20 protein-coding genes are annotated in these 19,327 nt (G+C 33.7%); 7 read left to right on the top strand and 13 right to left on the bottom strand.

The annotated features are described in order from the left end of the window. Positions 1-85: 85 nt before the first annotated feature. Entirely contained in the window at positions 86-466 is a 381-nt protein-coding gene (locus tag EAH81_RS18590; protein WP_140509942.1) for a hypothetical protein, read from the bottom strand. A gap of 93 nt (positions 467-559) precedes the next feature. Further along, on the bottom strand, positions 560-979 hold the full coding sequence (locus tag EAH81_RS18585; RefSeq protein WP_140509940.1) for a hypothetical protein: 420 nt from the start codon (positions 977-979) through the stop codon (positions 560-562). A 149-nt stretch (positions 980-1,128) separates the two neighbouring features. Between EAH81_RS18585 and EAH81_RS18580 the strand changes: the two genes are divergently transcribed. Continuing rightward, positions 1,129-2,364, top strand: a complete 1,236-nt coding sequence (locus tag EAH81_RS18580; protein WP_140509937.1) for a multidrug effflux MFS transporter — start codon at positions 1,129-1,131, stop codon at positions 2,362-2,364. Between the two features lie 385 nt (positions 2,365-2,749). Here the strand turns inward: EAH81_RS18580 and EAH81_RS18575 are convergent, their stop codons facing one another. The 4 genes from EAH81_RS18575 to EAH81_RS18560 form a co-directional block, all read right to left on the bottom strand. After that, positions 2,750-4,018 (bottom strand): NAD(P)/FAD-dependent oxidoreductase, encoded by a 1,269-nt coding sequence (locus EAH81_RS18575; protein ID WP_140509935.1) that lies wholly within the window; start codon positions 4,016-4,018, stop codon positions 2,750-2,752. Positions 4,019-4,105: 87 nt separating this feature from the next. After that, positions 4,106-5,440, bottom strand: a complete 1,335-nt coding sequence (locus EAH81_RS18570; protein WP_140509932.1) for a DEAD/DEAH box helicase — start codon at positions 5,438-5,440, stop codon at positions 4,106-4,108. 367 nt (positions 5,441-5,807) lie between these two features. After that, positions 5,808-7,349: a DEAD/DEAH box helicase gene (locus tag EAH81_RS18565; RefSeq protein WP_140509929.1), complete on the bottom strand. Its 1,542-nt coding sequence runs from the start codon at positions 7,347-7,349 to the stop codon at positions 5,808-5,810. Positions 7,350-7,457: 108 nt separating this feature from the next. Then, on the bottom strand, positions 7,458-7,991 hold the full coding sequence (locus EAH81_RS18560) for a DUF6155 family protein (RefSeq protein WP_140509927.1): 534 nt from the start codon (positions 7,989-7,991) through the stop codon (positions 7,458-7,460). A gap of 103 nt (positions 7,992-8,094) precedes the next feature. Here EAH81_RS18560 and EAH81_RS18555 point away from each other — a divergent pair, with 103 nt between their 5' ends. Then, the gene (locus EAH81_RS18555; protein WP_140509924.1) at positions 8,095-8,382 is read left to right on the top strand and encodes a DUF3817 domain-containing protein; all 288 of its coding nucleotides are present in this window, start codon (positions 8,095-8,097) and stop codon (positions 8,380-8,382) included. Further along, the gene (locus EAH81_RS18550; RefSeq protein WP_140509922.1) at positions 8,375-9,631 is read left to right on the top strand and encodes a mechanosensitive ion channel family protein; all 1,257 of its coding nucleotides are present in this window, start codon (positions 8,375-8,377) and stop codon (positions 9,629-9,631) included. The genes EAH81_RS18555 and EAH81_RS18550 overlap by 8 nt, the downstream gene beginning before the upstream one ends. Positions 9,632-9,734: 103 nt before the next feature. Here the strand turns inward: EAH81_RS18550 and EAH81_RS18545 are convergent, their stop codons facing one another. Together EAH81_RS18545 and EAH81_RS18540 are read right to left on the bottom strand one after the other, a co-directional pair. Continuing rightward, positions 9,735-10,163: a hypothetical protein gene (locus EAH81_RS18545; RefSeq protein WP_140509920.1), complete on the bottom strand. Its 429-nt coding sequence runs from the start codon at positions 10,161-10,163 to the stop codon at positions 9,735-9,737. Positions 10,164-10,264: 101 nt separating this feature from the next. Beyond that, the gene (locus tag EAH81_RS18540) at positions 10,265-10,648 is read right to left on the bottom strand and encodes an acyl-CoA thioesterase (RefSeq protein WP_140509917.1); all 384 of its coding nucleotides are present in this window, start codon (positions 10,646-10,648) and stop codon (positions 10,265-10,267) included. A 59-nt stretch (positions 10,649-10,707) separates the two neighbouring features. Between EAH81_RS18540 and EAH81_RS18535 the strand changes: the two genes are divergently transcribed. The 4 genes from EAH81_RS18535 to EAH81_RS18520 all read left to right on the top strand — a co-directional run bounded on the left by EAH81_RS18535 (position 10,708) and on the right by EAH81_RS18520 (position 13,315). Beyond that, positions 10,708-11,115, top strand: a complete 408-nt coding sequence (locus EAH81_RS18535; protein WP_140509915.1) for a glyoxalase — start codon at positions 10,708-10,710, stop codon at positions 11,113-11,115. A 9-nt stretch (positions 11,116-11,124) separates the two neighbouring features. Continuing rightward, positions 11,125-11,580 (top strand): hypothetical protein, encoded by a 456-nt coding sequence (locus EAH81_RS18530; protein WP_140509913.1) that lies wholly within the window; start codon positions 11,125-11,127, stop codon positions 11,578-11,580. A gap of 20 nt (positions 11,581-11,600) precedes the next feature. Then, positions 11,601-12,176: a Crp/Fnr family transcriptional regulator gene (locus tag EAH81_RS18525; protein ID WP_140509911.1), complete on the top strand. Its 576-nt coding sequence runs from the start codon at positions 11,601-11,603 to the stop codon at positions 12,174-12,176. 167 nt (positions 12,177-12,343) lie between these two features. Continuing rightward, on the top strand, positions 12,344-13,315 hold the full coding sequence (locus tag EAH81_RS18520) for a zinc-binding alcohol dehydrogenase family protein (protein WP_140509909.1): 972 nt from the start codon (positions 12,344-12,346) through the stop codon (positions 13,313-13,315). Positions 13,316-13,521: 206 nt separating this feature from the next. Here EAH81_RS18520 and EAH81_RS18515 read toward each other — a convergent pair whose 3' ends face one another. The 5 genes from EAH81_RS18515 to EAH81_RS18495 form a co-directional block, all read right to left on the bottom strand. Next, complete coding sequence (locus tag EAH81_RS18515) at positions 13,522-14,316, bottom strand: helix-turn-helix domain-containing protein (RefSeq protein ID WP_140509907.1); 795 nt, start codon at positions 14,314-14,316, stop codon at positions 13,522-13,524. Between the two features lie 14 nt (positions 14,317-14,330). Then, on the bottom strand, positions 14,331-15,461 hold the full coding sequence (locus EAH81_RS18510; protein ID WP_241676594.1) for an MBL fold metallo-hydrolase: 1,131 nt from the start codon (positions 15,459-15,461) through the stop codon (positions 14,331-14,333). Positions 15,462-15,467: 6 nt separating this feature from the next. After that, positions 15,468-16,112: an NAD-dependent epimerase/dehydratase family protein gene (locus EAH81_RS18505; RefSeq protein WP_140509904.1), complete on the bottom strand. Its 645-nt coding sequence runs from the start codon at positions 16,110-16,112 to the stop codon at positions 15,468-15,470. Between the two features lie 11 nt (positions 16,113-16,123). Further along, positions 16,124-17,170: an SDR family oxidoreductase gene (locus EAH81_RS18500; protein WP_140509902.1), complete on the bottom strand. Its 1,047-nt coding sequence runs from the start codon at positions 17,168-17,170 to the stop codon at positions 16,124-16,126. A gap of 391 nt (positions 17,171-17,561) precedes the next feature. Beyond that, positions 17,562-19,304 carry a DUF885 domain-containing protein gene (locus EAH81_RS18495; RefSeq protein ID WP_140509899.1) on the bottom strand — a complete coding sequence of 581 codons (1,743 nt, stop codon included), beginning with the start codon at positions 19,302-19,304 and terminating at the stop codon, positions 17,562-17,564. Between the last annotated feature and the right edge of the window lie 23 nt (positions 19,305-19,327).

Here is a 19,327-nt window from a genome sequence, read left to right as displayed (position 1 = left end):
ACGCCTTTTTTGAGTTCAATAATGCTATGATGTTTCTATGTGTTAAAAATAATTGCACTCACGGGTTAAGGTGTTTTATCTCTTTCTAATCATATAACTTCGTCAGAATCGTTTCTTGCGGGATTAAATCAGATCCGCCTCTTTTAGTAAACTGTATTGCGCCGTCATTTGCAGTAAGAACTACACTTGCAGATAAACCGCTTTTGTCTTTTATTCTAATCTGAGCTCTGTCGCCCAAAACATAAACATATCCCGTAATTTCCATAACTCCGGAATTTAGCTCTTTATCATCACTAATAACTTCGGCAGTTCCGTAAACTTGACTCACAGATTGTGCTATATTTAATTTGAGAATATATTTCTTGCTGCAATCCTTGCAATTTTCAGTGCTCCAGGTTCCGGTAAAACGATTTTGAGAATATGCTGTAAATGAAATAAATGCCAACAGTAAAATAAACTTTTTCATCAAATAGAATTTTAAAAAATATCTGTCAAATATAAATCAAAAAAAGCATACACTATTATGGTGTATGCTTTTTGTATTGTGTAGAGAAAAATATTATTTAAGTTTTTTCAGATAAACAGATTTTCCGTTTAAGGCAACATTTATTTCATTGTTTTTTTCTGAGAAAGTTGTTCTCAAAGCATTTCCCTTAAAAATAGAAACATCTCCATAAACTTTTCCGGTTTGATCAGATACATATTCAAATAATAGTTTTTTATTATCCGGTTCAATTCCAATTTTATAACTTGAAAATTTAGAAGTATCTAAATTGAATTCCTGTTGCGTATCGATAATTTTTCCGTCAGCATAAAAATTTGTAACTGTTTTGTTTAGAGTAATGTCCGGATAATATTGGTTAACTTTTTCAAGCAATGCGTATTGTTCCGGTGTTGCGTCTTCTTTTTTGGACGTGATAGTTTGTGCAAATGAAATTGTTGTGAAAATAAGTGTGAATAGTAAAATGTAATTTTTCATAATTTTTAATTTAAGATTAGTGTTAAATGATTTTTGTAATCCAACTAATGCGTAATACAAGCTAACTTTTTATTAAAAAAAGTTTTAATTATACTACAAGGTATGAAATCTTTACCTTTGCAAAAAATTAAAAGCCTTTTTTTAAGAAAATGACAACAAAAAAACACATTCAACTAATACTTATTTTAGGTTCTTTAACTGCACTTGGCCCTTTTTCAATTGACATGTATTTACCTGGTTTCTCAGGTATTGCTAACGATTTGCATACAACGGTTGCCAAAGTTTCGATGAGTTTATCGAGTTATTTTATCGGAATTTCGGCAGGACAACTGCTTTATGGACCTTTATTAGATCGTTTTGGACGCAAAAAGCCTTTATTCATTGGATTAATGATTTATATTCTGGCATCTTTGGGTTGTATTTATGTAACAAATATTGATTCATTTATACTTTTGCGTTTCATACAAGCAATTGGAAGCTGTGCTGCTACAGTTGCTTCTGTAGCAATGGTCCGTGATTTATTTCCTGTAAAGGATATTCCAAAAGTATTTTCGTTATTGATGCTTGTAGTTGGGCTTTCGCCAATGTTAGCGCCAACAATTGGTGGTTATGTTACCGAAGATTATGGCTGGCATACCGTGTTTTTTATTTTGATGTGCATGGGAATCGTTATTCTCATTGCGTCACAAATTGGTTTGCCAAATACCTATAAACCTGATACATCAATCTCTTTAAAACCAAAACCAATCATTACCAATTTCCTAAAAGTAATTAAAGAACCTCAGTTTTATACCTATGCTTTTACAGGTTCTATTGCTTTTTCGGGCTTATTTTCATACGTTGCCGCCTCTCCTATAGTTTTTATGGATATTTATCATGTAGATGCCAAAACGTACGGTTGGATTTTTGCTTTTATGTCAGTTAGTTTTATTGGTTCAAGCCAGTTAAATTCGGCTTTATTGAAGAAATATTCCAGTGAGCAAATGATTTTTGGAGCTTTAATTTCGCAATCTGTGATTAGTATAATTTTCCTAATATTAGCTTTAAATAACCTTTTAGGATTATATGAAACAATCGGAATGTTATTCTTATTCTTATTCTTAGCTTGTTTAGGAATCTCTAATCCTAATACTGCGGGACTTACCTTGGCTCCATTTGCCAAAAATACCGGAAGTGCTTCTGCTTTAATGGGCGCAATTCAACTAGGATTAGGTGCATTAGCGTCTTTTGCTGTTGGAATTTTCGTTAAAAATTCTGTAACTCCAATGGTTGCAATTATGACCACAACAACTATTATTGCATTTATAATTTTAAATATTGGAAAGCGTTTTATAAAAGAGAAAGTAACTTTATCGGAAAGCGATGATGTTATGGTTGGGCATTAAAAAGGAAATTCCAATTTTATTGATAAAACTAAGATGTTTTTTTAGAAGCTAATCCTGCTATCCGTTTCAATCTTTTGTGCCGAACCCCGGCACAAAAGGATTTCCACTTCTATCAGGGCTAGAATAATTTCCATAAGAATATTTTTTTTAATGAAAAATAAGAAAGCCTGAATCTATTAAGATTCAGGCTTTATCTTGTTTTTTATTTGTCATTTCGAGGAACGAGAAATCGCACTAGAAACTACGCAATCAAAATCGCCAATCTTTGTCGAGTTACGAGTGCGATTTCTCGTTCCTCGAAATGACAGAATCATGTGTTTATAGGCAATATTTTTAGTCTAAAACTTTCCCTGAAATTTAATTCTCCTTACAATTGGAATTTCCTTTAATTTATCCCTTTACTCTTATCAGGCCTGATAATCATTCTCAGAGATTGATCTCTGGCGAAATATGCAACCATCCAGTTCCAAAAAGTATTTAATCTGTTTCTGTATGTAATTAAAGAAATCAAATGGATAAACAACCAAATAACCCAGGCAAAAAATCCTTTGAAATGCCATTTTGGATTTGGTAAATCAACTACAGCTTTATTTTTTCCGATAATTGCCATCGAACCTTTGTCATTGTAAGTAAAAGGTTTAAGTGGTTTGCTTTGAGCCATTGCTTTGAAGTTTTTGGCTAGATTTAATCCTTGCTGAATTGCAACTTGCGCAACTTGTGGATGTCCGTCGGGAAAATTTTTATCACCAGCTAAAATTGCTGTATCACCAATGGCGTAAACATTTTCTAAACCATTTACTTTATTGTATTGATCTGTTGCCATACGTTTTCCACGTCCGTAACTTTCTTTTGGAATTCCTTCAAAAAGTTTTGCTGAAACTCCGGCAGCCCAAATTAAGTTTTTGGTTTGGATGGTTTCTCCGTTTTCAAAAAATACCGTGTCATCAACATAATCTGTAACACGAGTATGGAGTTTTACTACAACTCCCAATTGTGTAAGCGCTTCAAGGGTATCTTTTTGTGATTCTTTACTCATTGGTGCAAGTAAGGCATCTCCCCCATCGACCAAATAAACATTACTGGCAGATGTTTCCAGTTCCGGATATTCTTTGAGAAGGATATTTTTACGCATTTCGGCAAACATTCCTGAAACCTCCACTCCTGTTGGTCCGCCTCCGGCAACGACAATCGTCAATAATTTGCGACGTTTACGAATATCTTTTGTAATAGCGGCTTTTTCAAGGTTTTTAAGCAATGCATTACGCATTTCGATGGCATCATTTAAGGTTTTCATCGGAATCGCATTTTTCATTACGTTTTCCATACCAAAATAACTCGTTTCGGCACCTGTTGCAAAAACCAGATAATCATACGTTAATTCGCCGTTATTCAGAATTATTTTATTCTCGGCAGGAACTACAGAAAGTAATTCACCTAAACGAAATTGCAGGTTCTTTTTACCCGCAAAGAATTTTCTAAAAGGATAACTAATGCTTGATGGCTCTAAAAAAGCCGTTGCAACCTGATATATTAGTGGTGGAAAAAAGTTATAATTGTTCTTATCTACAAGTGTTACTTGTATTTGAGGATGGTTTACAAGCTCTTTTGCGAGATTTATTCCTGCAAAACCGCCTCCTATAATGACTATCTTCATATATGTTGTTTTACGAATAAGATTAATTTATTTTTTAAATTACCTTAAAAGTACAACATAATTTAACAGTTACAAAGTCAATATAACTTACTTTTTAAATTTTTTAACAGGTTTCTCAACTACATCGATTTTGTTTTGTAAAACGTAATTGGCTAGTAATTTTTCTATTAATTCGTCTTTTGTAAGATGATGAAAAACAGTTTTTACCTTAGTTTTTAAATCGGCTGAAATATCGTGATTTGGTTTCGTTTTAAAGATTTGTTTCGCCCATAAAAGCGTATTATTCTCTTCTAAACTTAGAGCTGATGGTTTTTGGAATTTAGTAAATTTAATTCCCAGTTCTTTTTCAAATTCCGGAATTTCAGCTACTTCTTCCTCTTGCAAAACGGTTAAAGAAAGTCCTTTTGCTCCGGCTCTTGCAGTTCTTCCGCTACGATGAACATATGCTTCATAAGTATCCGGCAAATGATAATTTACAACATAAGAGATTTCTTTTACGTCGATTCCTCTTGCTGCTAAATCTGTTGCAACTAAGATATTGATATGCCCTTCACGAAATTGCTCCATGATTCTGTCACGAATTCCTTGTGATAAACTTCCATGAAGCGCTCCCGAAGAAAATCGGTTTATAGCCAGATTTTTAGCCAATTTATTGACTGCAGCTTTGGTTTTACAGAAAATAATTCCACGTTCGCCATCCTTAGAATTTAGAAAATGCATTAAAACATCCAGTTTTTCGATTGGATCAACAACAATATATTCATGATCAATTCCTTGGTTACCAACAGTTTCCATGTTGGCACTTACCTGAACTACGTTTTTATCTAAGTAATTCTGAATCAATTGTTTGATTGTTCCCGGTAAAGTTGCGGAGAACAATAAAGTGCGGTGTTTTTTAGGAAGTTCGGCTACGATTTCGTCTAAACTTTCTTTTAGGATTGAAACCATTTCATCGGCTTCGTCCAACACTAAATATTCGGCTTGTTTTAAGTCAATTGCTTTGCGCTGAATCAAATCGATTAAACGTCCCGGCGTGGCTACAACAATATGTGTTGGTGCTGTAAGGCGTTCAATTTGTGGCTTTATGGGGATTCCACCACAAGTTGAAGCTATAGAGATATTTGGAATATATTTTCCAAAACTCTCTAAATTTTTGAAGATCTGCTGTCCAAGTTCTCTGGTTGGAACCAAAACAATGGCTTGAACAACAGAAGATTCTGTATTGATTAATTGTAATAATGGCAATCCGAAAGCGGCTGTTTTACCGGTTCCGGTTTTGGCTAAACCTACAACATCATGACTTTCAGATAAAAGTAGCGGAATTGTTTTTTGCTGAATTTCTGTTGGTTCAACGATATTCAATTCGCTTAACGCTTTTAAAATTGGTGCTGAAATCCCTAATGACGAGAATTGTTTAGACATGCTTTGTATTTTAGAGTTCTGATTTTAGATTTTAGATTCTGCCACAGATTACTCAGATTAAAATGATTTTTTTTAGAACTTTTGGTTCTTTTTTTTGCAATTTTGTGCGTAATTTTTACCAGTACTTCTTATGAAACCTAAAGCCCTAGCCCTGATGGAAGCGGCATCCTTTTTCTTGCTTCTTTAGCAAGGAAAAGATACAGCGGACAGCAGGAAATAGCTTCTAAAAATCCCAATATTTTATCCCGAAGCCTCGGGACCAAATTCCAATGCTTTGTTTGATAATCTTAGACATCTTTGTCAAAGTTTAAAACTTTGACAAAGATTACGCTGAAACCTGAAACAAAAAAACTTCAGAATAAAATTTCTATTCGTCCGGTTCGTTCATGATTTTTTCACGGTATTTTTTACCAATTAATAAAACCATTTTTAGTTTATAATCGTCAACCAGCCATTCGCGGTAGTTTTTACTACATTGACTCAAACATTTTGCATAACGTTTGATACGGCATTCGATATCGTCATCAAGCTCTTTTCCTAATGATTTTGCTTCTTGTAATGTTTCTGTATTGTCAACACACATTGCGGCGTGTTGCTCTAATGATTTGTCTAATACAACTTTAGAACGTAAATTTTGTTTGATGATTAGTTTGTGTTCTTCATCAACATCAAAAGTTACATCGGCAGTTTTACTGAATTTTGCACGTAATTCCGGTGGCATACTGTATTTGAAATACAACTCAATTTCGGTATCATCACGTAGATTTTCCAAATAAAATTCAGGTGATTTAAAGATATGCTGCCAGTTTACCGGCTCGCTCCATAAACCAAAACGTGCTGCATTATTACCTAAATCAATAACCGTAAACTCGTCTTTACCAGGTAATTTACGAGATCCACGACCAATCATTTGGTAGTATAAAGTTAGTGATTTTGTCGCTCTGTTTAAGATAATTGTTTCAACTGTTGGTTCATCAAAACCTGTGGTTAAAATTCCTACAGAAGTTAAAATTGCATCCGGAGTCTTTTTGAACCAAGCCAAAATATCTTTACGCTCTTCTGAACTGCTTGTATTATCAAGGTGTCTGATGTCGTAACCGGCTTCTCTAAACGTTTCATATACATATAATGAAGTATGAATACCGTTGTTGAAAATCAAGGTTTTCTTGCCTAACGAGCGTTCTGTATAAGCATGCAAAAGTTTTTCCTGCATGATGGTATTCGTGTATAAATCATCTGATGATTTTACGGTATAATCTCCGTTGATACCAACTTTTAGCGATGTTAATCCTACATCATAGCTATAAGTGGTCGCTTTTGCAAGGAAACCTTTGTCTATCAATGAACTAATGGTATCGCCCACGATAAGTTCATCATAACTCTGGTGCATTGGTAATTTTATATTCGAACTCAACGGTGTTGCTGTTACTCCAAGAATAAAAGCATTTTTGAATGAGTTTAATAATTTTCTGAATGAATTGTAATGTGCCTCATCAATAATAACCAAACCGATGTTGTCAAGATGCAATTTCTCATCATTGATACGGTTTTTTAAAGTCTCAACCATCGCAACAAAACAAGAAAAATCGTTTTGGTCAGGTAATTCTTTTACTTTACTATTGATAATTTTATTAGAAACGCCAAACCCTTTTAACATTTTTGAGGTTTGTTTACAAAGCTCGATACGGTGCGTTAATACCACCACTTTTTTGTCATTATTAGCTAAATAACGGCGCACGATTTCGGAAAAAATCACTGTTTTTCCGCCACCTGTAGGCAATTGATATAATAAATGATGTTTCGAAGGAGCATTGTCTAAACGTTCAAAAATGGCGTCGATATCGCCTTTTTGGTATGCATAAAGTTCTTTTTTCTCTTCTCTTTCTATTTCTAAAGTGTTTTGAGACATTGTTTATTTTTGGATTTTTGCAAAAATACACCGAAAAAACAGTTATTCATCTTATTTTAACCTAAAATAAATGTTTTTTTTAAATAAGATTTTTTATGAGAAGTGTTTTTATAAATCGATTTTGTCTAAAATTGCTTCAAAATCGTATTTATTTTTCCATTTTTGTTGAAGAGTCTGCTTTTCGATTGCAATAATTCGTTCTTTAAAATCAGATAAAATTCCGTTTGAAATAGAAAAATTCACAGCTTGTTCAAAGGAGTTAAACATGCTTTTGTAGAACAATTCCTGCTTTATGTGATTTTGTGACGAATAGGTTTGTGCAATTTCGATGTTGTAAAGCATAATATCGGCAATTACAAAAGGATCAACACCTAATAAAATAAAATGCTTGATGTATTTCTGTGCAACAGAACGACGCATCTTGGCTTTTGGACGCCATTTTGCATTGGGCTTTTTGATTGGGAAATATTCGTGTGAGATTTTGACTTTGCATTCCTGAAGCAATTTATCTTCTTTTGGGTTGAAGACAAAATCATAATAGACTTTTACGGGACTAAATTTTTCGTACAACTCGATTATTTGTTCTTCGAGTTGTTCTTTACTCAATTCATTCAAATATTTTTTTAAATCGCGCTTACTCATTATCAAAGTTTAAGAATACAAAAGTAAATTACTTTCTTGATTCATGTCGCAAAAACCAACGATAATACTTAATTTTGCCTGAATAAACTCAAAAAATATATACATGCTCAAGATTTTCAAAGTTACTGCAATTTTAGAGGGAATCTCTTATTTAGTGTTATTTACCAATATGCTTTTCATTAAAACCAATAATCCGGAACTTTATCATACCTTATTACGCCCGCTTGGAATGACGCATGGTGTTTTATTTATAGGATATGTAGTGTTGGCATTTTTACTTAGAAAACCTCAAAATTGGGATTTAAAAACCTTCGGAATTATTCAAATAGCTTCTCTTATTCCATTTGGAACTTTTTATATCGAGAAAAAATATTTAGAAAATAATGCCTAATCTTTTGGATAAAATATTTAACTTTTTATACCCTCTTTTTAGAGGTTGGGGAATGAGCCGCAATTTTGCGTCTTACATCAGCCTCGTCTTTAATATTGCCATTATGGTGGCTTTGGCTTTTGCCATTTATTATGTTGCAAAATTTGTTTTGGTAACCTTAACCGCCATTTTTGCACAAAAGACCAAAACAAAATTTGATGATTATTTAATTCATAATAAAACCACAAAATACACCGCTTATTTAATTCCGTTTTTCTTTATTTATAAAGCGGTTCCAATTATTTTGGACAAATATGAATATTGGGAAAGTGTTTTTGGAAAAATAGTTGGTGTCTATATTGTATTGATAACGTTATGGATTGTTAGAACAATTTTTAACGCTTTACGAGATTACTTAAAACAAAAACCGGAATACAGCGACAAACCAATCGATAGTTTCGTTCAGGTTATTATGATTGTGCTTTGGATTTTTGGTGTTGCCATCATTATTTCAAAGTTATTCGGAATCAAACAAGGCGAGTTACTGACGATTTTAGGAACGCTTTCGGCGATTATTATCTTGATTTTCAGAGATACTATACTAGGATTTGTTTCGAGTGTTCAGGTTGCCATAAACGACATGGTTCGTATTGGTGACTGGATTACAATGGATAAATTTGGTGCCGATGGTGATGTAATCGAAATTAACCTGACAACGGTAAAAGTTCGAAATTTTGACAATACGATTACCACGATTCCAACATATGCTTTAAGTTCTGACTCGTTCCAGAACTGGCGCGGAATGCAAAAATCTGCCGGAAGACGTATTAAAAGACACGTTCTGATAAAAAGCAGCAGCATTCGTTTTCTAACTGACGAAGATTTAGATCAGATGAAAAAAGTACAGCTTCTGAATTCTTACATCGAAACCAGACAGTCTGAAATCGAAAAATATAATGATATCCGTGGCGTAGATAAAACCTTGGCACTGAACGGTCGAAATATGACTAATCTGGGATTGTTTAGAAAATATATTATACAATATCTAATTACACATCCTGGTTTGAATAAAGACATGCACATGATGTGTCGTCAGTTACAATCGACTGCACACGGAGTTCCGTTAGAAATTTATGCTTTCTCAAGCGACAAACGCTGGGCAAATTACGAATATATTCAAGCCGACATTTTTGATCACATCATGGCTTCTGTAGAATATTTTGATCTTGAAATATTTGAACTACCATCGACAATAGGACGTCTGGATTAGTTTTCAGTCTCAGTATTCAGTTTTCAGTCTCAGTTTTCAGTCTCAGTATTCAGTCTCAGTATTCAGTCGCAGTTTAGCTGAATACTGAGACTGAGACTGAAAACTATTTCTTCACCTCTTCAAAGACAAATTCTGATTTATCATATTTAATTGGCTGATCCGGCATAAAAAGCGGGAGATTAAAATAAGTTCCAATTACACCACTTCCAAGATAAAGTTTATCTTCTTTTTTTAGGAATGCCAGCGGAATCCTTTTCCAGCTTCCTCCATTAGAAATAAAATGGAAATCTCCTCTTAAGGTATCGCCTTTAATATCTCCTCTTACATCTCCGGAATCTTTCCCTATTTTGTGGTATACTATTTCATAACGTCCGTAGAATCGTTTGTCGTTTATATTTATAGCCAAAATTGCCGTATCCTTATTGTTTACAGCACGGTACACAACTTGATTATATTTACTTTTATCTTCTTTCGAATTGCAGGAAATCAGTAAAACAAACAAAATAGAAGCCAGTATAAAATTTTTAGACATTTGGGAAAGGATTTAACCATATAAGTCATAGAAGTTCATTTAAGCTAAACTTATAATTTCTTATATAACTTATATGGTGGAAAATTATATGATGAGAAAATTTATAAACGATCTTTTACGAATTCGATTTGGGTTTTTCCGTGGGCTTTGGGTTTACCGTTTTCGTCCAGATTCACCATTGTAGTCTGGTCGATTGTGATAATGATTTCGCGAGTCATCATATTTCGAACGGCACAGGTTAAAACCAAAGAAGTATTTCCGAATTTTACCACATCAATTCCAATTTCTACGATATCACCTTGTCTGGCCGAGCTCTTAAAATTAATTTCGGACATATATTTGGTTACTACTCTGGTGTTTTCTAACTGAATAATGGTGTATAATGCCAGTTCTTCGTCAATCCAGGATAGCAATTTTCCGCCAAATAAAGTTCCGTTTGGATTTAGGTCTTCAGGTTTAACCCATTTTCTGGTATGAAATCGCATAATTTTAGTTTAAATAAAAGTTTTTGTATTGGAATTTTTTCTAAATTTAAAGAAAAAACATGGAAGATAGAGACACTTTTTTAAGAGAATTCAGAGGAGAGACTTTAGGAACTGTTAGTGATCAATCTTCTCCAGATGAGCTGTTTCAAAATCAGACGATTAGACCTATTCTAAAACTTCAGAATGATTTGTTTATCGCCGTTTTTATTAATTATGTAAAGAAAAACAAAGCGGATTTTTATTCTTATACCGTCGAAAAGAAACTTCAAACTATCGAAAACTCCATTCAGAAAGATATTAAGTTCCGAAATTCCCTTAAAGGAATTGTAATGGCGCTTTTTACAATTGAAGAATACGATACTTATATTCAGAACTCATCAAGTCTAAACAAAAGAATGATGAATCTATTGATTGATAGATTGAAAAGCCAAGTGCAATTGTTTGAATTGGAATCGAATTCGAATTAGTTTTTTTTAATGGAAATAGAAATAATCGAAAAGCAAAACCAATGTTTAGTTGCTTATAACGATGGTGTACTTTTGTTTTATTCAACAATAAAATCCAATTGGTTCAACAGAATTATAAAGATATATAATCCTTATGATGTATTAGTTTTAGAATTGAAAGATGATGCTTTTTTTTATGAAATTTTACATCAAAACAAATTTATGACTAAACTTATATCTAGAATAAGTAAAGAAGCTATAATTTTCAGTAATGACAAGCGTTTGTTTACTAAATCGGCATATTTCATCACTATAAATAATAATTTTAATTACTTTTTTGAGGGAAGAAAAATAGCTCAGGTAAAACAAAAAATCATAAATTTTTCAACTAAATTTTTGCTAACTATAAATGATGAAGATTTAGAATTTGCCGATCAAATAATTTTTCATGTATTATCAATTAAAACCGGGTTTTCAATTGATTAAAATTTCTAATAAAATAATCAATGTTCAACCAATTCCGAAATAAATTCCCATTAACCGATGAAAAATGGATGGAATACACCAACTGTTTCAAACGGCTAGAAATCCCTGCAAAAACAATTCTTTTAGAAGAAGGAGAAGTTTCAAAAAGACTTTTTATAATTGAAAAAGGCATTATTAGAGTTTGGTTTAATAATAACGGAAAAGATCTTACTACACAGTTTTTTTTCGAAAATCAAAGCGTTGCTTCTATCGAAAGTTTCATGAAAAAATTGCCAAGTCCGGTTGTTATTGAAACCATTGAACCGTCTGTTGTTTGGTGGATTTCTAAAAATGATTTGGATAAAATTCTGGAAGAAATAAAAGAAATTCCAGAATTGAGAGATCGTTTTATCAATATGCTTTTTGAGCGTACATTTGATTACATGAAGCATTTTGTTTCTTTTATAAAGGACTTTCCTACTCAGCGTTATCTTAACTTAATTGAAGAAAGACCTCAAATTACGCAACGAGTTCCGCAACATTATATTGCCTCTTATCTTGGCATAAGCACCGTTCATTTAAGCCGAATAAAAAGCAAATTATTACAAAAGAAATAGCCCGATTTCACCAGATAAAATGATTTTACCATATAAAATTATATGAGTAAATATAAGTCAAGCTTAAATAAAATTATATAACTTATATGGTAAAAAATATTTGATAACAAATGTTATCGTTTGTCTATAAACGTCTATCGAACTTTGCATCATAAAATTTAATAATTATGAAAGCAGCAGTAGTTTATAAAAAAGGCGAAATGCCAAAATATGCCGATTTTGCAGAACCATTTGTGCAAAACGAACACCAAATTTTACTTTCGGTCAAAGCCGTAGCGATTACAAACTTAGATAAGGGAAAAGCGAGTGGTCAGCATTATTCTTCTGAAAATGACAATCAAAATGGTTTTGTAGTTGGCAGCGATGGCGTAGGTTTATTAGAAGACGGAACCAGAGTTTATGCCCGTGGATTTAGCGGAACAATTGCCGAAAAAGCGATTATTGACAGAAATATTTTGGTACCATTACCGGACGGAATTAGCGATGCCGTTGCAGCTTCTTTACCCAATGCAGTTGCAGGTTCAGCAATGGCTTTGCGTTTTAGAGCCGAAATAAAAGCCGGAGAAACGGTTTTAATAAATGGCGCAACTGGTTTTACGGGACAAATGGCGATTCAGATTGCGAAACATTACGGCGCAAAGAAAATAATTGTTACGGGAAGAAACGAAAAAACACTTCAAAGCCTTTTCGAATTAGGTGCTGACGAAATTATTTCGCTTAAACAAGATGACGAAACGATTATGGCACAAATTAAAGAGATTCATTCGAAAACTCCTATAGATGTTATTCTGGATTATTTATGGGGACATCCTGCCGAATTAATTCTAACCGCTATAAAAGGAAATGGCTCGTTTACCAATAAAGTGCGATACGTTACTATTGGCGGAATGGCGGGTGATACGATTCAATTATCATCCGGAATTCTACGAAGTGTTAATCTTCAATTATCGGGTTCTGGTTTAGGAAGTTGGACAAAAGACGAAGTGAAATTATTGTTTTCAGAAATCCTTCCGGAAATGTTTCTTCTTGCCGCTCAAAACAAACTAAAAGTGAATATTGAAACTGTAAATTTAGCTGACATAGAGAAAGCCTGGAGCGCAGAAATTCCTGATGGTAAACGATTTGTTGTGAAGATATAAACAGACAGAAAAGAGCTCCAGCGGAGCAATATATTTATAGCCAATTTAGTTTAGAATCTAAAATAGAGCTCCAGCGGAGCGAAATAGTTATTATTAGTTTAAACTTAACATTCCATCCCGATGTGGTTCTATAATTGAGGTGATTTTTTTCTATAAATATATTGTCCCGCTGGGACTTAAAATTAATTATACCCTATTATATCAATTTACTGCCTCTGCTCCATCAATTTCTTCGGGGCAAAACCAAATAATTTTTTAAAGGCAAACGAAAAATGAGACAAATCTTCAAAACCCAGATCCAGATAAATATCAGATGGCTTTTTGTCTTTCTTTTCAATCAGAAAATAAGCTTCTTCTAATCGCTTTTGAGTCAGCCAATGGCTTGGTGTTGTATTGAATATTTTTACAAAATCTCTTTTAAAAGACGACAAACTTCTGCCTGTTAAATAAGCAAAACGTTCCAGACTTACATTGAATTTGTAATTATGAAGCATGAATTTCTCCAGATTAATTTTTTCGGGAATAGTAAAATCAAAGAAAATAGTTGCAAGTTCTGGTTTTAACTTTAGTAAAATGAAAACTAATTCTTCCCGTTTGATGTCTGAAAATGTATCGTCGATTGCTCCGGTTTGGTTGTAATAAGGTGACAAAGACTGAATAAAATTCGGAATTAAATCATTCTTTTCTAATGTTATAAAAGCTTCTGTTGGTTTAGAAGTAGAAATCGGAATTTGATGTCTGTCTTTGATCTTTTTTAGAAACTGCTCGTCCAGAATAATTACCACTTTTTCAAATTCTTCGTTCTCTTTTTCTTTGTTATATCTGGCGAGATAGTTTTTACGCACAATGCAATAATCTCCTGATTTCAGGGTATAATTTTTATTGCCGTCATATCCATTAACTGTGCCTTTTGCGAGATACAAAAAGAAATGCTCTGCAATGAATTGTTCCGGCGAGGTCTCAGGTCCGATATAACACGATTTTATTTCTGTAATTTTCATTATGCTCAATAAAATTAATTGACATTCTCCCACCAACGCTTAAATTGCTGATGCTTGTTCTTTAAATCCACTTCCTCACCAATCATTGGCGTAACTAATCGATACTGTTTATTTACAGACAATTGTGTGATTTTTTTTAAAGGTTCATCCCACGCATGTTTCCCCAAAGTAAATTTTGAATTATGCACCGGAATCATGTTTTTTGCTTCCAAATCTACAGCCGCCTGAGCCACTTCTTCGGGTAAATTATGGACAGATTGCCACGCTTTATCGTATTGCCCGCATTCTAAAATTGCCCAATCAATTGGTCCGAATTTTTCTCCAATTTTTTTAAATCTGTCATCATAACCGCCGTCTCCGCTAATATAAATTTTTAAGTCCGAAGTCTGAATTAAATACGACATCCACAGGGTTTTACCACGCAATAAACCTCTACCTGATTCATGATGTGATGTTTCTGTAAAAATAGTAAAGTTATCGTCCAGTTCGATCTTTTCGTTCCAGTCTTTCTCTATAATTTGCTCCGGTTTATAACCCCAACGTTCAAAATGCGCCCCTACTCCAAGTCCGCAAACTACATGTTTTACCTTGTCTTTTAAGCCGACAATAGTTTCGTAATCTAAATGATCATAATGATCGTGAGAAATGAACAAATAATCAATTTCAGGCATATCCGCAACGGAATAAATATCACTTCCTTTATAGGCGCGAACTCCCCAAGGCAATGGCGATGCTTTTCCGCTAAAAACGGGATCAATCAGAATCTTTTTGCCTTCGAGCTGCATAAAAACCGACGAATGCCCAAACCAGACTAATGCATCAGAATCCGCTGGAATATTTTTTAAATTGGTTTTTACAGATGGCAATGAATCTGAAGGTTCTCTTCTAGGATAATCTTTAAAAACAACGTTATACATTTCTCCCAACATAGTATATCCTTCTGATAATGTTGGTCTTTCGACAATATTCTGAAATCTGTCATTCTTAAAATGAACTGATTTTTCGATTTCTGCTAATCGTTTTCCTGATGGATTTTCGCCAAATTGAGGTTGTTGCAAGTAGAAAAATGTAATAGTTGCAAGCAGTAAAATAACAATTAAAAAAGGGACCATAATTTTTTTAAGTATTCGTAAGGATTTTTTCATTGAATATTATTTTGCCGCAATTTTTATATCCTCAATTTCAAGTATATTTTTTGAATATCCTCTTACGACATTGTTGATCATTGCTTGACCTACTTGTTTTAAGGTTAATGATTTGGAAGGAAGTAAAATTGGAAATAAGAAAATCAACGGTTTAAAAAAAGTCTTTACATTTTTTTGTTCTTTGAATGGTTTCATAAAACCGGGTCTAAAATTATACGCTTTTTTTAAAGGCAGTTTTACTAATGCATTTTCAGTTTTGCCTTTTACTCTTGCCCACATAACTCTGCCTTTTTCTGAACTGTCGGTATGACTTCCGGAAACATAATTAAAAACCATATTCGGGTTCAAGGATGCCAGTTTGCTCGCAAGACTCATCGTTGTGTCGTACGTAATCTGCGTATATTTTGCCTCGTCCATACCAACAGAACTTATTCCGGCGCAATAAAAACAAGCATCATAACCGGTAAGTTGTGCGTCAAAAGCTTCTAAATTCATGAAATTAGGCACAATTAATTCAGTCAATTTTGGATGTTTTATAGGCGAAGGTTTTCTGTTAATCATTAAGACTTTTTTTACGGTGTTATTTTCTAAACATTCCAATAAAACACCTTCGCCAACCATTCCTGTTGCACCTGTTACAATTACTTTCATATCTTTTAAATTTAAATTTTCACTCCTCCAAATTGAAATAAACTTTCGGCAGAAGCCAATAATGCTTCTTTACTAGTTCTCGGTTTCCAGTCTAAAATTGTTTTTGCTTTCTGATTGCTCGCATTTTTTACCCGATTCAGCTGTGGTACAATATTTTTGGCTTTATCATTGAATAAAGCGATTATACGTACTGCCCAATTGGGTAAAATTATTGTAGAAACATTATTTGCTTTAGAACCTAAATTATCTTTTAAAAACTGCGCAATTTGAGGTAATGAAATTATTTCTCCTGTAAAGGCTAAAAAACGTTCTCCATTTGCGGCGGGGTTTGTCATAGCGCGCAAGTGCAAATCGGCAACATCACGAACATCTACAATCCCGAACGATATTTTAGGAATCGCTTTCATTGATCCGTCAAGCATTTGTTTTAAAACTTCAAAACCACTCGAAAGATCAGGTCCTAAAGAAGGTCCGAAAATCCCCATTGGATTAATTACAGAAAGCTCCAATCCTTTTCCTTCGTTTGCAATATAATTCCAGGCAGCTTTTTCTGCCAAAGTTTTTGATTTTAAGTAGGCCGAAAGTGTTTTATCGTTTGGGTCTGTCCACGATTCTTCCGTGATTAAGGTTTTAGGATCATTATGGCTGTAGCCAACTGCTGCGAATGATGAAGTTAAAACCACTCTTTTTATGCCCGCTTCTTTTGCTGCTTTCAAAACCCTTAGCGTTCCTTCGACTGCGGGTAAAATAACCTCATTTTCATGTTTTGGAACTTCAAGAGAGATTGGTGTTGCAACGTGCAAAACATAATCGCAATCTTTTACGGCTTCGCTCCAATTGTCATCTTTTGAAAGGTTGGTTTCTATAAAAGATAAATTTTCGAATGAATTAATTCCGCCTACCCTCAACATATCCTTCACTTCTTCTTGTCTGTTCATAGAACGAAGCGTTGTTTTTACGGTGTAACCTTGTTCGAGCAATTGTAAAATACAATGTATGCCCACGAATCCGGAGCCGCCTGTAACTAAAACTATTTTGTTTTTATTTGAATTTGTCATCTTGATACGAATTGATAATGCAAATTTCAGTATAAAATGAATTGATAACTTTGTTTAAAAGTCCAAACTTGTTTTGTTTAAAAGTTCAAAAAAAGTTTGTCGAATAATTTAATATACAATCTTGTCATTTCGACCGAAGGGAGAAATCACACAAGAAATTCCGTTCCTAAAATCGCCAATCTTTGTAGAGTTACGCGTGTGATTTCTCTCCCGAAGCCTCGGGATCGAAATGACAAACTAAACGAAAAGATTCTTATGAAAACGAATTTCCTAGCCCCGATAGAAGTGGAAATCCTTTTGTGGCGGGGTTCGCCATAAAAGATTGAAACGGATAGCGGGATTAGCTTCTAAAAAAAAAGCCTATCAGTTTATCACTTGATAGGCTTTGAATTTATTCTTTAGACAACATTAATTCTTTTATATATTTTACTGGAGAACTTCCGTAGCTCAGGAATTTTTCATGAAACTCTTTAAGGTTAAATTTAGTTCCTTGTTGTTTTTTTAGTTCTTCTCTCAGGTTGTAGATTTCTGTATATCCGGTAAAGTACGAACATAATTGCACTTGAGATAGCGTTACGCGTTTCCATTTTCCATCGGCTTCAGCTTGTTGTTGAAAAGCTTCTTTGGTCAATAACTTTAAAGCATCTTCTTTGGACATATTTTTCGTATGAACGCTAATGTCAAGAATGGTATTGCAAGTTGCTCTTAAATTCCATTTATAATACATCAACCACATTTCATCCGAATTTTTGTAACCGCTTTCCAGCATCATTCTTTCTGCATAAACAGCCCAGCCTTCAACCATAGCACCATTTCCCAGGATAGATTTTATAATACTTGGCGATTGATTGCTGTAAACCAATTGTGCATAATGTCCCGGAATTGCTTCGTGAATATTCAGGATTTGAAGAATATAATCGTTGTATTCACGCAAATAACTTTCTGCGTTTTCCGGAGTCCAGCCAGACATGCTTCCTACGTTATAATAGGTATTTGCATTTTTATCATAAGGACCGGGAGAAGAAATCGAAGCGCCGGCAACTCCAGCCATATAAGCCGGTTCTTTGCGTACCACAAGAGGTTTTGACGGATCTATATACAATAAATCTTTGGCTTTTACATAAGCTGCCAATTCCGGAATTTGTTTCTCAATCTCCGATTGAAATTTCTCAGGCGTTGTATGCTGCAAGGAAATTTTATCAATTACTTGCTGAATTAAATCCAGTTTGTCAGAAGGTTTTGGTGCGTCTCCTTTGTATTTTGTCCAAAGTTTATCAGCCAAAACAAACATTTTATCGTGTAGTTCTTTTTTGTGATCTACGGCAATTTTAAAAATTTCATCGGCAGAATAGCCTGATTGAATGTCAAAATTGAATTTTTTGGCATATAATGCTGCTCCTAATCTAAAAGAGCGAGGTGTTTTGTTTGGAAGATTTTTAAGCCAATTTGCATAATCAGCAATTGCTTTTACAGAAACTTTTGCTTTTGCAAGCATTTCTTTTTTCTCCGTATCACTTAATTTACTTTTTGCTAATGCGTCAGTCAATTCTCCTTCAAATACAGATGATCCGCCTAGATTTTGACCTATCGCAAGCTCAGTATGTTCAACAGTTGGATTTTTGATGTTCTTTTTGGCAGCTTCATAAAAAGCAGGGATATTATTCATTTTTGCGCTAAACGCACGTAAACGAATCTCTGGAGTATCGTATGAACCGTTTAATATTTCGGCAAATGAACCGCAAACATTATAACTGGAAGGATCCCATTCGCCTGATTTTAATTCCTTAATGTCAAAAATAGTACTTTCAAGTTGGTTTTTTATCAGATGAAAATCGGTTTTGTTATTGTCTGATAGATTCTCAATATCAAATTTTTTTAAAGAATCCAATTGTGCATTTGCAAAATCAAGTTCTATTTTATCTTGTTTATCATCTGGAACAACCAAAACACTGTCTAATTTGTGATAGCCAACACTTGAAGCCCATTCCGGACTAATTTTCCATAAAGCGGTTACAAAACCATCTTTATAAGTGTCAAATTTTTTATCTAAGGCTTTATCTTCGTTAGACTTACTACTTTTATTACAGGAAAAAAGTAAAGTGATTGCGAAAAAAGAAACAAATAGTTTTTTCATAAATTAATTTTTTAATTGTTTAA

Origin of the sequence: Flavobacterium pectinovorum (assembly GCF_006438875.1) — a bacterium.
Classification (GTDB): Bacteria; Bacteroidota; Bacteroidia; order Flavobacteriales; family Flavobacteriaceae; genus Flavobacterium; species Flavobacterium pectinovorum_A.
This window is presented reverse-complemented; position numbering and strand designations above follow the sequence as displayed.